20 protein-coding genes are annotated in these 15,249 nt (G+C 64.9%); 5 read left to right on the top strand and 15 right to left on the bottom strand.

Features of this window, described 5'->3' with window-relative positions; genetic code table 11:
* Positions 1-34 precede the first annotated feature (34 nt).
* The gene (locus U1702_RS09635) at positions 35-1,768 is read left to right on the top strand and encodes a bifunctional metallophosphatase/5'-nucleotidase (RefSeq protein ID WP_332723825.1); all 1,734 of its coding nucleotides are present in this window, start codon (positions 35-37) and stop codon (positions 1,766-1,768) included.
* 184 nt (positions 1,769-1,952) lie between these two features.
* On the opposite strand, the gene nusB is transcribed toward U1702_RS09635, so the two are convergent.
* Genes nusB through hisG form a run of 4 tightly spaced genes read right to left on the bottom strand, consistent with a single transcriptional unit; the run spans position 1,953 to position 4,792 of the window.
* Positions 1,953-2,411: a transcription antitermination factor NusB gene (gene nusB / locus U1702_RS09630; protein ID WP_332723823.1), complete on the bottom strand. Its 459-nt coding sequence runs from the start codon at positions 2,409-2,411 to the stop codon at positions 1,953-1,955.
* A 55-nt stretch (positions 2,412-2,466) separates the two neighbouring features.
* The gene (locus tag U1702_RS09625) at positions 2,467-2,847 is read right to left on the bottom strand and encodes a DUF2314 domain-containing protein (protein ID WP_332723821.1); all 381 of its coding nucleotides are present in this window, start codon (positions 2,845-2,847) and stop codon (positions 2,467-2,469) included.
* Entirely contained in the window at positions 2,847-4,139 is a 1,293-nt protein-coding gene (gene hisD / locus U1702_RS09620; RefSeq protein ID WP_332723820.1) for a histidinol dehydrogenase, read from the bottom strand. The genes U1702_RS09625 and hisD overlap by 1 nt, the downstream gene beginning before the upstream one ends.
* Positions 4,136-4,792, bottom strand: a complete 657-nt coding sequence (gene hisG / locus U1702_RS09615; protein ID WP_332723818.1) for an ATP phosphoribosyltransferase — start codon at positions 4,790-4,792, stop codon at positions 4,136-4,138. Before hisG ends, hisD begins: the two co-directional genes overlap by 4 nt.
* 59 nt (positions 4,793-4,851) lie before the next feature.
* Here hisG and U1702_RS09610 point away from each other — a divergent pair, with 59 nt between their 5' ends.
* Positions 4,852-5,901 carry a DUF2332 domain-containing protein gene (locus U1702_RS09610; RefSeq protein WP_332723816.1) on the top strand — a complete coding sequence of 350 codons (1,050 nt, stop codon included), beginning with the start codon at positions 4,852-4,854 and terminating at the stop codon, positions 5,899-5,901.
* Positions 5,898-6,278, top strand: coding sequence for a DUF6157 family protein (locus tag U1702_RS09605; RefSeq protein WP_332723814.1), 381 nt, complete (start codon positions 5,898-5,900; stop codon positions 6,276-6,278). The genes U1702_RS09610 and U1702_RS09605 overlap by 4 nt, the downstream gene beginning before the upstream one ends.
* Here U1702_RS09605 and U1702_RS09600 read toward each other — a convergent pair.
* Genes U1702_RS09600 through U1702_RS09590 form a run of 3 tightly spaced genes read right to left on the bottom strand, consistent with a single transcriptional unit; the run spans position 6,275 to position 8,330 of the window.
* Positions 6,275-7,150: an alpha/beta fold hydrolase gene (locus tag U1702_RS09600; protein ID WP_332723812.1), complete on the bottom strand. Its 876-nt coding sequence runs from the start codon at positions 7,148-7,150 to the stop codon at positions 6,275-6,277. The genes U1702_RS09605 and U1702_RS09600 overlap by 4 nt on opposite strands.
* The gene (locus U1702_RS09595; RefSeq protein WP_332723810.1) at positions 7,147-8,046 is read right to left on the bottom strand and encodes a pirin family protein; all 900 of its coding nucleotides are present in this window, start codon (positions 8,044-8,046) and stop codon (positions 7,147-7,149) included. Before U1702_RS09595 ends, U1702_RS09600 begins: the two co-directional genes overlap by 4 nt.
* Positions 8,043-8,330, bottom strand: coding sequence for a BolA family protein (locus tag U1702_RS09590; protein WP_332723808.1), 288 nt, complete (start codon positions 8,328-8,330; stop codon positions 8,043-8,045). The genes U1702_RS09595 and U1702_RS09590 overlap by 4 nt, the downstream gene beginning before the upstream one ends.
* Positions 8,331-8,366: 36 nt before the next feature.
* On the opposite strand from U1702_RS09590, the gene U1702_RS09585 reads away from it, so the two are divergent.
* Complete coding sequence (locus U1702_RS09585; RefSeq protein WP_332723806.1) at positions 8,367-8,972, top strand: J domain-containing protein; 606 nt, start codon at positions 8,367-8,369, stop codon at positions 8,970-8,972.
* Positions 8,973-8,978: 6 nt separating this feature from the next.
* Here U1702_RS09585 and U1702_RS09580 read toward each other — a convergent pair whose 3' ends face one another.
* The 8 genes from U1702_RS09580 to U1702_RS09545 form a co-directional block, all read right to left on the bottom strand.
* Entirely contained in the window at positions 8,979-9,806 is an 828-nt protein-coding gene (locus tag U1702_RS09580) for a TIGR04222 domain-containing membrane protein (RefSeq protein ID WP_332723804.1), read from the bottom strand.
* A gap of 1 nt (position 9,807) precedes the next feature.
* Positions 9,808-10,383: a glycine-rich domain-containing protein gene (locus tag U1702_RS09575; protein WP_332723802.1), complete on the bottom strand. Its 576-nt coding sequence runs from the start codon at positions 10,381-10,383 to the stop codon at positions 9,808-9,810.
* A gap of 52 nt (positions 10,384-10,435) precedes the next feature.
* Entirely contained in the window at positions 10,436-11,092 is a 657-nt protein-coding gene (locus tag U1702_RS09570) for a dihydrofolate reductase family protein (protein WP_332723801.1), read from the bottom strand.
* A complete protein-coding gene (locus U1702_RS09565) occupies positions 11,089-11,880 on the bottom strand; it encodes a VOC family protein (RefSeq protein ID WP_332723799.1) in 792 nt (263 codons plus the stop codon). Before U1702_RS09565 ends, U1702_RS09570 begins: the two co-directional genes overlap by 4 nt.
* Before the next feature lie 183 nt (positions 11,881-12,063).
* Complete coding sequence (locus U1702_RS09560) at positions 12,064-12,786, bottom strand: DUF1428 domain-containing protein (protein WP_332723797.1); 723 nt, start codon at positions 12,784-12,786, stop codon at positions 12,064-12,066.
* 22 nt (positions 12,787-12,808) lie between these two features.
* On the bottom strand, positions 12,809-13,465 hold the full coding sequence (locus U1702_RS09555) for a glutathione S-transferase family protein (RefSeq protein WP_332723795.1): 657 nt from the start codon (positions 13,463-13,465) through the stop codon (positions 12,809-12,811).
* A gap of 1 nt (position 13,466) precedes the next feature.
* Complete coding sequence (locus U1702_RS09550; protein ID WP_332723793.1) at positions 13,467-13,955, bottom strand: VOC family protein; 489 nt, start codon at positions 13,953-13,955, stop codon at positions 13,467-13,469.
* A gap of 25 nt (positions 13,956-13,980) precedes the next feature.
* On the bottom strand, positions 13,981-14,424 hold the full coding sequence (locus U1702_RS09545) for a VOC family protein (protein WP_332723791.1): 444 nt from the start codon (positions 14,422-14,424) through the stop codon (positions 13,981-13,983).
* Positions 14,425-14,508: 84 nt separating this feature from the next.
* Between U1702_RS09545 and U1702_RS09540 the strand changes: the two genes are divergently transcribed.
* Positions 14,509-15,204 carry a winged helix-turn-helix transcriptional regulator gene (locus U1702_RS09540; RefSeq protein WP_332723789.1) on the top strand — a complete coding sequence of 232 codons (696 nt, stop codon included), beginning with the start codon at positions 14,509-14,511 and terminating at the stop codon, positions 15,202-15,204.
* Positions 15,205-15,249: the final 45 nt, after the last annotated feature.

The following is a 15,249-nucleotide window of genomic DNA, read 5'->3' as shown; positions in this document are numbered from 1 at the left end:
CCGTCGCGCCAGACGAATCGCAGGAAGCATTTCAATGAAGCGGATTGGATTGACGGTGCTCGCGGCGCTGGCGCTGGCAGGCTGTGCCCAGCAGCGGGTTGATGGTCCGCCCGCGCCGCTGACGGTCAAGATCATTGCGTTCAATGATTTTCATGGTGCGCTGGAAACGCCGGGGCGGCCAATCGACGTGCAGATTGCCGATGGGTCTGTGGTGAAGGTGCCGGCGGGTGGTGCGGCCTATTTTGCAACAGCGGTGAAGTCGCTGAAGGCGAAGGCGGCGCACAGCGTCGTCGTCGCGGCGGGTGATTTGACCAGTGCCAGTCCGCTTATGTCGTCGGTGTTTCTGGATGAGCCGACGGTCAAGGCGCTGAGCATGACCGGGCTGGAGATCAACGCGGCGGGGAACCATGAATTCGATCGGGGAACCGAAGAATTGCTACGGTTGCAGAATGGCGGCTGCGCCAAGTTGACTCAGGTCAAGCCATGCCAGCTCGAGCCGTTCAAGGGGGCGGCCTATGCCTATCTGGCGGGCAACACGGTTCGGGCCGATGGCAGCAGTCTGTTGCCGGGAACGACGTTGCGGACCTTCGGCAGCGGCAAGGCGGCGGTGAAGATCGGCTTTATCGGGATTACGACCAAGCTGACCGGCAATTATGTCAGCCCGGACGGGATCAAGGGCTTTACCTTTGCCGATGAGGCAGAGACCGCGAACCGGCTGGCGAAATCGTTGAAGGCGCAGGGTGCGGATGCGATCGTGATGCTGGTGCATGAGGGCGGCTACCCGGCGCGCACTGACCAGCCGGGCAAGTGCGAGGGACTGTCGGGGCCGATCGTGGATATCGTCCAGAAGCTTGATCCGGCGATTGATCTGGTTGTGTCGGGGCACAGCCACCGGGCCTATATCTGCGACTATGGCGCGAGCGATCCGGCCAGGCCTGTGCTGCTGACCAGCGCGGGTAATAACGGGTCGATGCTGACCGATATCGACCTGACCTTTGACCCCGCCACCAGGCGGGTGACGGCGAAGCGGGCGGTACAGGTGATCGTGCAGGGCGACGGCGCGACCAGCGCGGCGGGGCCGGTCAAGCCGGTCGCCGCATTCCCGACCTTTGCCGCCGATCCGGCGGTGGCGGCGCATGTCGCTCGCTATGCCAAGGCCGCCGAACCGCTGGCCAAACGGGTGGTGGGCAAGGCTTCGGCGGCGTTCGTCTGGGACAAGGACGTGACCAGGGAAACGACGATCGGGCTGCTTGTGGCCGATTCTCAGCTAGCGGCGACACGGTCGAACGGGGCGCAGATGGCGCTGATGAACCCGGGCGGCGTGCGCACGGGGATCGAACCTGCCGCCGATGGCAGCGTAACGTTCGGCGACCTGTATGTGGTGCAGCCGTTCGGCAACAATGTGCAGGTGGTCGAGCTGACCGGTGCGCAGATTCGGGCGGTGCTGGAACAGCAATTCGCACGCGAGCCAAGCGCGATGATCCTGTTTCCGGCGGGTCTGACCTATAGCTATGACCGGTCGAAACCGGCGGGGCAGCGGATCATCGCGCCGCTGGTGGACGGTAAGCCGCTGAATGCAGCGACGGTCTATCGCGTGACGGTGAACAGTTTCCTGACCAGCGGCGGCGACGGCTTCACCGTGTTCAAGGACGGCAAGATCGTGGCGGGCGGCATGCTCGATCTCGATGCGCTGGAAGCGTGGTTCGCGCGGGGTGAAGTGGTGCGTCCGGCGACGCTGGGGCGGGTGAAAAATCTCACGCCACAATAGCTGGAACGCGCCTGCCTGGTTTGACGAAGTTGTCGTCTCTTGGAGGGAGGCGATTGACACATTGCACGGTTTTCACATGCGACCGTCAACCGCCGACAATTTGCGTTTCGATGTCAAAGAGCGGGCCGTTTGGCGCACTCTGATTCGAGCAAATCGGTTCCAACATTACAAGGGCTACAGACCGTCAGGCCCGAACATCCTTCGCAATCGCGTCGAGCAGGCCGTTGACGAAGCCCTTTTCGCGCTTGTCGTAGAATGCGTCGGTGACGTCGAGATATTCGCTGATCGCAGCACCCGTCGGCACGTCCTTCCGCGCGAGTAGTTCATAGGTGCCGGCGCGCAGGATCTGGCGCATCGGGCGGTCGATGCGTTCCAGCGTCCAGCCGGTGAGCTTGGCGGTAATCAGCGCGTCGATCTCTCCGCGGCGGGCATCGACGCCCTTGACGATATCGTCGAAGAAATCGGCGTCGGCATCGGCATATTCAACACCCTCGATCGTTGCGCCCAGCCGGTGCTGGTGAAACTCGATCAACAGGCGGTCGAGGGGCATGCCCTCCATCTCTTGCTGATAAAGCGCCTGCACGGCGGCGAGGCGCGCGGCGGCGCGGGCTTTGGAGCGGGTTTTGGCAGTGTTGCTGGGCATGTTTATCTCTTTGGCAATTCAGATGGCGAGACGGTGCGAGTGTTCGGAACGGACCTTAAACACCCGTCCAGAAATCTGCGTCTGGATTCTCGACAGCCGCCCGACTCTCTTCGCTGGCGTTTTCCCAATTGATGATGTGGCGCGCCTCAAATTCGATCCATGCACCATGAGCAAGCCGTAAATCATCAGGCTTGCTTGCTGGTTCGTTTGCTAGGCGACCGATATATCGACCGTTGTCGTTGGAATGCACGATGAGCCACATCCGCTCAACTGCCTCACCATTCTCATGCTGGGCGCTTGGAAACCTAAAGATCGCCTTGGCATACTCGCCAGGCTCTAGCCGGACACGGGTTTCTCTTGGTGCGATCAGGAAGGTCTTGGGATAAAGTGCCGCCAGTTCCTCACCGTCATCAAGAGACCAATTTACCGCTTCCATCACGAACTTCCTAGGCGCAGCGCCACCGACCGGGCATGGGCGGGCAGGCCTTCGGCTTCGGCCAAGGCGACGGCGGCGGGGCCGATGGCGGCGAGACCGGCGGCGTCGAGGGCGAGGAAGCTGGTGCGCTTCATGAAATCGAGGACGGACAGCCCGCTGGCGAAACGCGCGCGGCGCCCGGTGGGGAGGACGTGGTTGGGCCCGGCGACGTAGTCGCCGATCGCCTCGGGCGTCATGCGGCCGAGGAACACGGAGCCAGCGTGGCGAACGCGGGCGAACAGCGCGTCGGGATCGTCGCAGGCGAGTTCGAGATGTTCGGGAGCGAGGCGGTTGACCAGCGGGATCGCTTCGTCGAGCGAGGCGGTGATGATGATCGCGCCGTTGGCGTCCCATGCTTCGCGGGCAACCGCCTTGGTCGAGAGCGTGCCGATCTGGCGATCCACGGCTTCGGCGACTTTGCCGGCGAAGATTGCGTCGTCGGTGAGCAGGATCGACTGGCTGGTGGGGTCGTGTTCGGACTGGCTGAGCAAGTCGGCGGCGATCCATTCGGGATCGTTCTTGCCGTCCGCGACGACGACGATTTCGGACGGGCCGGCGACCATGTCGATGCCGACGACGCCGTAAAGCTGGCGCTTGGCCTCTGCCACCCAGGCGTTGCCGGGCCCGGTAATGACATCGACAGCGGCGATGCGTCCGGTGCCGTAGGCGAGTGCGGCAATGGCCTGCGCGCCGCCGACGCGCCAGATTTCATCGACGCCCGCGATTTCGGCGGCTGCAAGGACGAGCGGGTTGATCTCACCGTTGGGCGTCGGCGTGACCATGACGAGGCGGTCTACGCCCGCGACCTTTGCGGGAATCGCGTTCATCAGCACGGAGGATGGGTAGGCGGCGCGGCCGCCGGGCACGTAGACGCCCGCCGCATCGACCGCGGTCCAGCGTGCGCCGGTTCGAACACCGGCATCGTCGATGCTGTCGCTGTCGGCGGGGCGCTGCTTCTCATGATACGCGGTGATGCGGTCGGCTGCGAGTTGCAGCGCGGCGCGGAGATTTGGGTCGAGCGCGTCGAGTGCGGCGGTGCAGTCGGCCTTTTCGATGCGCCAGCCGGAGTCGTTCAGGTCGTGCTTGTCGAATTTCTTGGTGAAGGCGTTGAGCGCGGCGTCGCCCTCGTCGCGGACCGAGGCGACGATGGTGCGGACGTCGCGGGCGACATCGGCATCGGCCTCGCGGCGGGCATCGACCAGCTCGCGAAAGGCTTGCGCGAAGCCGGGTTCGGAGGTGGAGAGCTTGATCACGCTTTCGCTTCCACGGCGCGGCGGAAGGCATCGACCAGCGGCACGACTTCAGCCCGCGTTTTGAACGCGGCGCGGTTGGCGATCAGGCGGCTGGTGACTTGCGCGATCACCTCGACCTCGACCAGCCCGTTTTCCTTGAGCGTGCGGCCCGAAGAAACGAGATCGACGATGCGCGGAGCCAGGCCGAGCAGGGGGGCGAGCTCCATTGCGCCGTTCAGCTTGACGCATTCGGCCTGGACACCGCGTGCCTCGAAATGGCGGCGGGTGAGGCCGGGATATTTGGTGGCGACGCGAACGTGGCTCCAGCCGCGCGGATCGTCGGTCGCGGCGAGTTCGGCGGGTTCGGCCACCGACAGGCGGCACGCGCCGATACCGAGATCCACGGGCGCGTAGAGTTCGGAATAGGCGAATTCATCGAGCACGTCGGAGCCAACGATGCCGAGTTGCGCCGCGCCGTGGGCGACGAAGGTGGCGACGTCGAACGCGCGCACGCGGATCAAGTCGATGTCGGGGCGGTTGGTCCTGAAGCGCAGCGCGCGGCTGTCCGGGTCGATGAACGCAGTTTCGGGCATGATTCCCGCATGCGCGAGCAGGGGCAAGGCCTCTTCGAGGATGCGCCCCTTTGGCACGGCGAGGATGATTGGGTCGCTCATAGGTTGCGCGCCTTTACTTGGGGGGTGGCGCTGGCGCAACAAGGGTGAGGAGGTGGCGCATGAAGGACTGGACGACTTCGCAGGACGTGCGCGCGGCGTTTGCCAATCAGGTGAGCTATTGCCGGGCCAATGGGGCGACCATCACGGCGGATGTGGTGGCGGCGGTGCTGGCGAACCTCGACGGGCCGGGCGTGTTCCTGAAGGCGGTGCGCGAATGGCCGGGCAAGCCGATGGCCGACGCGCTACCGCTGCGTGTCACGGGCGGGTTGCATGCGTTGCATCTTTCGGGGGCGGAACCGGCGCTTGCACCGCTTTATGCGGGTGAGAAGGTGGATGCGGAGGCGTTGATTGCCGGAGCGATTGCGCGGCACGATGCCGCACTGCTGCCGTGGCTGGACGGGCCGCCGCAGACGAACGAGGCGGGGCGGTCGGCGAATTACGCGGCGGCGTTGCTGTGGTTGATCGCGCAGGGGCTGCCGGGGCGGTTCGAGGCAATCGAGATCGGATCGAGCGCGGGCATCAATTTGATGATGGACCGCTATCGGTACGAACTGGGCGGGGTTGAGGTCGGGCCGGAGGACGCGGTGATGACGATTGCGCCGGAATGGCGCGGTTCGCCGCCGCCCGCTGGTGCGCCGGTTTTTGAGTCGTTGCGGGGGTGCGATGTTGCGCCGGTCGATTTGACCGATCCGGCGGCGTTGCTGCGGTTGAAGGCTTATGTGTGGCCGGAGCATGGGGTGCGCTTTGCGCGACTGGAGGCTGCGGCGGCGGCGGCGCGGGTGCGTGCGCCCGATCTGGTGGAGGCGGATGCCGCCGATTTCGTCGAGGCGGCACTGGCCGCGCCGCAGGTTGCGGGGACGACCCGCGTGCTGATGCACTCGATCGTGTGGCAATATGTCGGGGGTGCTGGGCAGGCGCGGATCATGGCGGCGATGGAGGCTGCGGGCGCGCGGGCGATGGCGGAGCGGCCCTTGGCGTGGATTGCGCTGGAGGCCAATCGTGAGACGTTTCAGCATGAACTGGTCGTCCGGTTTTGGCCGGGGGATGGCGCGCCGCACTTGCTGGCGCGGGCGCATGCGCATGGGGCGTGGGTGGAGTGGCTGGTATGAACACGACCAATTATCGCGATACGCTGATCACGGTGTCGCCGGACTCTCCGGTAAGCGTGGGCACGGTGCCGGAGAAACCGCACAGCGTGGCGGGGGCGCAATATGCGCTGTTGCTGGACAAGCCCTATGCGATGACGAGCGACGATTTGTTGCACGCGGCGCATGTCGCGCGGGGCGGAGACAAGAGCCGGGTCGAGTTTTTTGCGAAGCCGCAGGCGTGTTTGCGGGCGTCACCGCTGGTGAAGCAGTTCGGCTGGGGCCTGCATCAGGATGGCGAGGCGCGGGTCGCGCTGGTTGCCGTCGAGAGCGTGGATTATGCGCGGTTGGTAGCGGACACGGCTGTGGTGAAGAAGCCGGGGATGCGGCGGAGCCGTTAGGGCAGCCAGTCGTGGATCGCGGTGGTCACCGCCTCGGGCTTTTCCCACGGGACGAAATGGCCCGCGTCGATTTTGACGATCTTCAGGTCGGGGACCAGCGCGTTGAGCCCTTCCAGCTGGACGGGGAGCAACGCGGTGTCGCCGGTGCCCCAGATGACCAGCACCGGCATGCGCAGCGGCGGGAAGGGAGCGTCGAGAAAAGCGGGGCGGTCGGGGGTCTCGTCCATCGCGGGGACGACGATGGCGCTGGCGCGATACCAGTTGAGCATGGCGGTCATCGCGCCGGGCTGGCTCCATTCATCGAGATAGGCGTCGCGTTCGGGGGCGAGCAACGCGGGGTCGGCATGTTTGGCGAAACTGGTGTCGAAGAAATTGCCGAGGCCCATTGCGGCGACGTGCTTCTCGATGTCCGGGTTGCGGAAGGCGCGGATATACTGGCTGGCGGCGCGCTGGGGCAGATCGTCGTAGAGCGACTTCTGAAAGACGAACGGGTGCGGCGCGTTGACGATGATGAGCCGCTCGATCCGGTCGGGATGCTGGAGCGCGGCCATCCACGCGATCGCGCCGCCCCAGTCATGGCCGACCAAGGTGAAGCGGTCCTTGCCGAAATGGCTGGCGAGCGCGAGCAGATCCGCGACGGTCTTGTCGGGGGTGTAGTTTTCGACGCCTTCCGGCTTGGACGAGCGGGCGAAACCGCGCTGATCGGGGGCGATGACGAAATGGGTTTTGGCAAGTTCGGGAATCTGGTGCCGCCAGGTGCGGTGCGACTCCGGGAAGCCGTGGAGGAGAATGATCGCGGGCGCGGCGGGATCGCCAGCGGTGGCGACGTCCAGTTCGACGCCGGTGGGGAGCGGGATGCGTTGCAGGGTCATGGATAGCTCACCGTTTTCGGGACTTCGGGAATCGGAATCCATTCCTTGTCGTCGCCGGGGACTTTGGGGAACAGACCCGCTTTCCAGTCTTCCTTCGCTTGATTGATACGGTCGCGGTCGGAGGAAACGAAGTTCCACCAGACATGGCGCGGGGTGGTGAAGGCTTCGCCGCCGCACAGCATGACCTGTCCGCCGCTGCGGGAGCGGAGCGTGGCGGCGGTGCCGGGTTTGAGAACGTAGAGGGTTTGCGGTTCGAGGGTCATGCCGTCGAGCATCGCCTCGCCGGATGCGACATACAGTGCGCGTTCGTCTGCTTCGGCGTCGATCGGCACGCTGCCATCGGCATCCAGGATGATGTCGGCGTAGATCGTCCCGGCATAGGTGGTGGTCGGCGCAGTCGCGCCCCACAGGCTGCCCATGATGATGCGGGCCTTTGCCTTGCCATATTCGACGGTGGGCAGGTCGGCGGCGGCGACATGCTCGAACGCCGGGTCCATTTCCTCGAACCGCTCGGGGAGCGCGAGCCAGGTCTGGATGCCGGACAGATCGGGGCCGGCGTCGCGTTCGGACTGGGGCGAGCGTTCGCTGTGGGTGATGCCGTTGCCGGCGGTCATCAGGTTCACCGCGCCGGGTTCGATCGTGGCGAAGGTGCCGAGCGAATCGCGATGGTCGATCGCGCCCGCGAACAGATAGGTGACCGTGGCGAGGTTGATGTGCGGGTGGGGGCGCACGTCGATGCCGGTGCCGACGTCCAGATGCGCCGGCCCCATCTGATCGAAGAAGATAAACGGGCCGACCATCGTGCGCGGACGCGAGGGCAAGGTGCGATGGACCTTGAACCCGCCGAGATCGTGGGTGACGGGCTGAATCGTGTGGATGAACAGGTCGTCGGTCATGCTTCCCCCGGAGCGGTGGCGCGGATTGCCATGGCGTGGATACGCTCGATCATCAGGTCGCCGAGCGCGCGGTTGACGAGGCGTTGGCGGTCGAGGCGGGACTTGCCCGCGAACGCCGCGCTTTCGATGACGACGGTGAAGTGCGATTCGCCGCTGCCGTCGTCGCCGCTATGGCCGCGATGTTTGGCGCTGTCGTTGATGACCTCCAGCCGCGACGGGCTGAGCTGGTCGGTTAGGCGGGCGGTGATTTCAGCGGCCGTCGGGCCAGTGGCAGGGTTTGTCATCGCACCTATATAGGCAGCTTTTTGCCCGGAGTTCGAGTGTCTCGTCAGCCGCCAAAGGACCGCCCTACTTCGCGCTTTCACGGTCGGGTCGAAGCGCCCGGACGGCTGTGCGCCGAGCCGGGATGCGCGGAGCCGGGCGAGTTTCGGGCGCCGCTGGTCGCCGGGGCGCGGCCGAGCGATGCGCCGGGCGAGTATCGCTGGCTGTGCCTCGATCATGTGCGGGCGTTCAATTCGGGCTATAATTATTTCACGGGCATGAGCGCGGAGGAAATCCATGACGCGCAAAAGCCGTTCGGCGGCTGGGCGAGCGAGACGCGGGCGTTCAACGGCAGCGGCGGTGCCGACCGGCCACCCAAATGGGCGGATTTCCACGATCCGCTGGATGCGATCAGCGCGCGCTGGCGAAACGCGATGCCGGCGGAGCGGAAGGATGGGAAGCCGCTGTCGGGCAAGGACCGCGAGGCGCTGAAGGCGCTGGCGCTGGACGTCGACGCGGACCGAATGACGCTGCGGCGGCGCTATTCGGAGCTGGTACGGAAGTACCATCCGGATCGCAATGGCGGCGACCGCAGCCATGAGGGTGCGTTGCAGGCGACGATTGCGGCATATCAGCAGCTGAAAGCATCGCCTGCTTTCGCGTAAGTCGCGCTAGTCTCCGCCGCCGCCGCAACCGCCGCAGCCACCACCGCCGCCGTCCCCATCACCGGATGAACTGTCGCCGCCGCCGCCACTGTCCCCGCTGGAGGCGCGCATCTTGTGGAAGGCATCGAGTTCGGAGCCGACCAGCACGCCGGTGCCGAACAGCGCGACCGCCATGCCCATCTCCTCGTGGAGCGGCGCGCGGCGGATGCGATCGGCGTCCGCCTGTGCTTCGGTCAGCGCGTCGGCACCGGCGACCGTCAGTTTCGGGATGCTGAGCGCGCGGATGAGCGCGAACACCGCGGTCACGATCAGCAGGATGGTCAGGAAGCCGACCGGACGTTCGCGCGCATCGCCGATCAGCCATTTGGTCACGCCGAACATCAGCAGCGTAAGATAGGGCAGCAGCGCCCAATAGCGCAGGCTGGCGCGCTGGCCGCGGTCGAGCATCAGGCCCATCGCCTGAAGCCGCTCGCCCAGCGTGTCGGCGGTGGGGCGCAGCGTTTGCTCGATGCGGGGCCAGTCGAGCGGCGGGCTGAGCGCGAGGACGCCGGTGTCGGCTGGTCGCGTGCCGCTGCGCGAGAGGATGTCGAACTTGTTCTTGCCGTGCATCGCCAGTGCGCCGCCGGCGAGCAGGCGGGCGACGATGCTGTCGGCAAGGCGTGTGCGCCCACCTGCGAGATAGGCGAGCTGATCGGGATCGCGGACGCGCTGGTCGCGGCCATCGGGGCGCAATCGGGCGGGAATGACGAAGCCGAGGATGACGACGATCACCAGCAGCGCGCCATAAAGCGTGAGAAACGGTCCGCCGGTCCAGTCAAAGGGGCCGAAGGGCATGTCAGCTTACTCCCAGAAAAAGCGCGAGTGCGATCAGTCCCGCAAACATCAGCAGGACCAGAGCGGCCTGCGGGCGGGACAGGATGATCGCATCGCGCGGATGCACCCGCCGTGCGCGGGGATCGTCCAGCAGTCGCCGTGCGGCCGCTGGCCAGATGTCGGAAGGGGGCGGTGCGCCGAACGCGGCTTCGTACCGGGCGAGCGTGTCGGCATATTGGCGGAAGAAGCGGTGCTGTTCCTCCGCGCCGCCCGCAGTGGGGCCGTGATGGAGCGGTGTGCCGAGCACTTCGGGACAGAAGCGCTCCCAATAATCGCGGGTGTAGGTGAGGTGGAGGTGCCACGCCTGATCGACGGCGTCGGAGGGCGTGATCTGGGTATCGCCGGTCACGGCGAGGAAGGCGAAACGGCGATATTCGTCGATCACCCGCGCCGCCATCGTGGCGCTCCAGCCATTCTCGCGCGCAAGGCGGGCGGTAAAGGAGAGCGCCGCTTCGGGGGGACCGATCTGGTAATGGCGGATGCGTTGCCAGACCGGGTGTCCGGCGGTGGTGGCGGGGACGGGGTCCGCATCGCGCATCTATTCTCCTACTACCACAATAGGAGATTCTGTCAAGATTTGGCGGTCAGCCTTAGGCCTTCAGTTTCTCCCGCCGCGCCAGTTCCTGCGGTGACGGTTCGTCCGACGCAAAGGAGCCGGTTTCGATCGCGCCAGCGGGTTCGTAGGTCGCCATCGACATGCCGGCGCTGCCGGTACGATGCTCGATCAGTCTCCATTTTCCGGCGGGGGTGCCGTCGCCGAACAGGCGCTTGCCCGTGCCCAGTACGACCGGTGCGATCATCAAGATCAGGCGATCGATCAGGCCGCGTTCGAGCAGTTGCGGGTAGAGCGTCGAGCTGCCCTGAATCACGATGTTCGGTCCGTCCCCGGCTTTGATCGCCGCCAGCGCATCGAGATCGGGCACGCATTCGCTGTTCTGCCAGTCGAGTGCCATGTCCGACCGGGTCATCACATATTTTCGGCACTGGTTGAACGGCTCGGCAATTTCCGGCGCGTCGGTGTTGAAGGGCCAGTGCGCGGCGAAGATGTCATAGGTCCGGCGGCCGAGCAGCAGATCGTAGGGCGGCTTCAACAAGCTGTCGATCTGGTTGCCCAGCGCTTCGTCGAACATCGTCGCCAGCCAGCCGCCATAGGGGAAGCTGCCAGTGGGATCTTCCTCCGGGCCGCCGGGTGCCTGAATCACGCCGTCTAGGCTGATAAAGGCGCCGCCGATGATGCGGCGGGTCATTTGGGCGCAACCAGCCCGAAGACTGCGCCGTGCGGATCGGTGGCGTGAAACACGCGCTCGCCGCCGGGGACTTCCATCGGATCGGTGAGCGGGGTGCCGCCGAGTTCGCTGACCGTCGCATGCGCCGCCTCGATATCGGGCACGCGGAAATAGAAGGTCCAGCCGACCGGGTGCTCGGGCTTTTCGCGCGGCATCATCGCGCCCCACACGGCATCCATTGCCTCGCCCGCGTCCTTGTTGCGCAAAAAGCTGTATTCGCCCCAGGGCATCTGAATGCCGCCGGCTTTTTCCCAGCCGAACAGCGTATTGTAGAGATCGAATGCCGCAGTCGCGTCGCTGGTCTGCAACTCGTTCCAGCTGACATGGCCAAGACCCATGCGCTGGAATGCCGTGCTGTCTTCGTCGCTGGCACCGCGCATGACATAGAAAGGAACGCCCTGCGGATCCGCGACCATCGCCATGCGACCGACGCCGGGGATATCGTGCGGCGGCATGTGAATCGCGCCGCCCGCTGCTTTGAGGTTTTCGACGGTCGCATCGACGTCATCGACGCCGACATAGCCGAGCCAGCCCGGCTTTGCGCCGCCCGCGAGCATATCGGCATTGAGCGTCAGCATGCCCCCGGCATTGCCGTCGGATGCCACGATCATGCGATATTCGACATCGCCGGGCGTCGCGGAGTCGGTGTCGATGTTCCAGCCGACGACCGTGTCGTAGAATGCTTTCGAGGCCGCAGCGTCGGGGGTCATCAGTTCGTACCAGATCCAGCTGCCATGGCGATTGGTCATGATGGGTCTCCGTTTTTTTCAACAGGTGATGCGATCGCAAATACCCTCTTCCATCGGGAGAGGGAGGGACCCGCTCGGTGGAGCCGAGTGGGGGGTGAGGGCGACCTGCCTTACCACCGTTCGCCCTCACCCTTCCACGCCGATGGCGCTCCCTCCCTCTCCCAAAGGGAGAGGGAATTGGGCTCAGCTCTTTGCGTCGAGGATCGGGGCGAAGCCGCCCCACATCATGCGCTTGCCGTCGAACGGGGGCTCGCCCTTGGGCTTCATCCGCTCGTCTTCCATCATCTTGGCCCAGCCGGCGTCGCGGGTCGCCTTGTCGGGCCATTCGACCCAGCTATAGACCACCGCCTCGTCGTCCTTCTTCAGCGTGGCGCGGTTATAGTCGGTGACCTTGCCGTCGGGCGTGTCTTCGCCCCACGCCTCGACCACGCGCAGCGCACCGAACTCCTCGAACAGCGCCGTCATGTCCTGCGCCATTTCGCGGTACGCTTCCTTGTTGCCCGCGGGCACGGGAAGCACATAGCCGTCGACATAGCCGGGGGTCGCGGGCGCGCCGGTATCGACGATCGATTCGAACCCGGCAAAGATCATGCGGCTGCCGTCGAACGGCATGTCGCCCATCGATGCCGCGATGTCGGGGTCGTTCATCATCTTTTCGTTCGCGGCGTCGCGGGTCGCCTTGTCCGGATATTCGAGCCAGCTGAACAGCACGGTCTCATCATCCTTCAGATTCACCGATTTCTTCAGATCGTTGATCTTGCCGTCCGGCACGTCGTCGCCCCACGCTTCGACGAAGCGGGTCGCGCCCAGGCTGCGGAAAAGGTCCACCGCGCCCTCGGCGTGCTTTTGATATTCATCCTTGTTGGCGGTGGGGACGGGGGTCAGGAATCCTTCGACATAGGTCATGGTTTCTCTCCTCGTGATAAGATCAGGATACGCCTGCGGGCGCGGGTTTGAAATCGGCGAGTTGCGCGGCGAGTGCCGCCTTGAACGCGGGTCTTGCGATAGCTCGTTGCAGATACGCCATGAGCACCGGGCGATCCTCGATCAGGCCGCTGCCTTCGACCTGACGCAGCACCGTCGCCATGGCGATGTCGGCGATGCTGAACTGGCCGGCGAGCCAGTCGCGGCCCGCCATTGCGGCGGCGAGGCGATCGAAGCGCTTGCCCGCAAAGTCCATCAGGCTGGGGCGGCGCAGTTCGGCCCATTGCTCGCCCGCCGCGAAAATCTCGATGTTCGACAGCTCGAACATTAGCGGCTCGACGCTGTTATAGGCGGCGAACAGCCAGCTGATCGCAGTGGCGCGGGCCTGTGGCGCGCGCGGCAGCAGCCGTTCGTCCTTTTCGCCCAGATGGAGCAGGATCGCGCCGCTCTCGAACAGGTGCAACTGTTCGTCCACCATTGCGGGCACCTGTCCCCAAGGCTGTTCCTGAAAATAGCTGTCGGGACGCGGGGCGGCGGCGTTGAGCAGCCGCATTTCATAGGGCAGCCCGATTTCCTCGCACGCCCAGCGCGGGCGCAGGTCGCGGACGAACCCCTTGGCGAAATCGGGAACCCAGTCGAAGCCGGTGATCTCGACGGTCATGTTACGCCTCCTGTCCGGCCGCAGCGGCTTCGATCGCGGCGATATCGATCTTTTGCATCGTCATCATCGCCTCCATCGCACGCTTGGCGCTGGCGGGGTCGGGGTTGTCGTAAACCAGTTCCATCAGCCGGTTCGGCGTGACCTGCCAGTTGAAACCCCATTTGTCCTTGCACCAGCCGCACATGCTTTCCGCGCCGCCATTGCCGACGATCGCGTTCCAGATCCGGTCGGTTTCGGTCTGATCGTCGGTATGGATCATCAGGCTGACCGCCTCCGACTGCTGAAACATCGGGCCGCCGTTGAGCAGGACATAATCGAGTCCGCCGAGATGAAACATCACGACGATGACGGCACCGGCCTTTTGCGAAGGCGTGTCGGTCGGCGTGCGCTCAACCCGCGTGATCTTGCCATCGGGCAGCAGGCTTACGTAGAAATTCGCCTGTTCCTCGGCGGTGTGATTCGACCAGATGCAGGGGGTGATTTTGGGCATTCTCGCTCTCCTGATATCGTGGGCGTCAGGCCGGTTCGTGCGCGGCGCCGTCTGGAAAGGCAGCCATCGCCGCTTCCATGTCCATGTGCATCGGCTCGAACAGATGGCCGTCGAGATCCTCGAATGCGCGGCTGTACATAAAGCCCATGTCCTGTGGCGGGCGCACATCGGCCTTGCCGCCTGCCCTGGCCGCGGCATCGGTGATGGCATTCACCCCGGCGCGGTCGTCGAACGACAGGCAGATGAGTGCCGCGTTGGTCGTCGATGTGTCGGCGATGGTCTTGTGCGGGATGAAGGTCTGATAGAAATCATGGCCCAGAATCATCAGCGTGATGGTGTCCGACCAGTTCATCGCCGATGCGACCTCGTTGCTGAACTGCGGGTTCTTGGTGAAGCCCAACGCTTCATAGAAAGCGGTCGATTTCGCCACATCGGCGACGGGCAGGTTCACGAAAATCATCTTCGGCATGGGTCGGCTCCTTCGACGGGCGTTGCGCTGTTCCGCGAATCGCTTGCTTGAACTTGATGCCCGCATGAGTTATTTAAAGCAACCATGAAGTCAGGAAAAATAACCAAAAACGACGAAACGACGCAAAGAAGGTGGTATGACGATGCGTGCGGTACGGCGCTGGCGCTGGAATTCGTGGGCGAGCGGTGGTCGTTGCTCATCATGCGCGAATTGATGCTGGGCGCGCGCAGGTTCGGCGAGTTGAAGGCCGATCTGGTCGGAATCAGTGCGAATGTGCTGACTCAGCGGCTCGACGGACTCGAACGATCGGGCATCCTTAGCCGCCGCAAGCTGCCGCCACCCGCCAATGTGCAAGTCTATGAACTGACGCCGTGGGGGTATGAAAGCGAGCCGATTTTTCAGACGATGGGGCGGTGGGCAACACGGTCGCCCTTGCACGATCCGACGCTCCCGCTGTCGCCCGTTTCGGCGATGTTGTCGCTGCGCACGATGGTTGCCCCCGACCGGCCCGACCTGCGCATGACGCTTGCCTTTCGCTTTCCCGGCGGTTCGTTCGTCGGCCGGCTCGACGTCAGCGAACTGGCGATCGAGCGCGGCGAGACCCATGCTGCGGATGTGACGTTCGAGACCGACACCACGACCTTTATCGGGCTGGTCTATGGCAAGCGACCATTCGAGGATGCCGAAGCCGCCGGGACGCTGCGCCTGACCGGCGACCGCGATCTGGCGCGGCGATTCGTCGAGCTCTTCTCGCTACCGGAGAAATGGTACCCGGTGTGATTCGCATCTCGACTTCATTCCGGGCGAACGGCTAGGGGATAGTCC

Source organism: Sphingomonas sp. LT1P40 (genome assembly GCF_036663835.1).
Lineage (GTDB): Bacteria > Pseudomonadota > Alphaproteobacteria > Sphingomonadales > Sphingomonadaceae > Sphingomonas.
The sequence above is the reverse complement of the archived record's forward strand: the minus strand, read 5'-3'. Positions and strand labels throughout refer to the sequence as shown.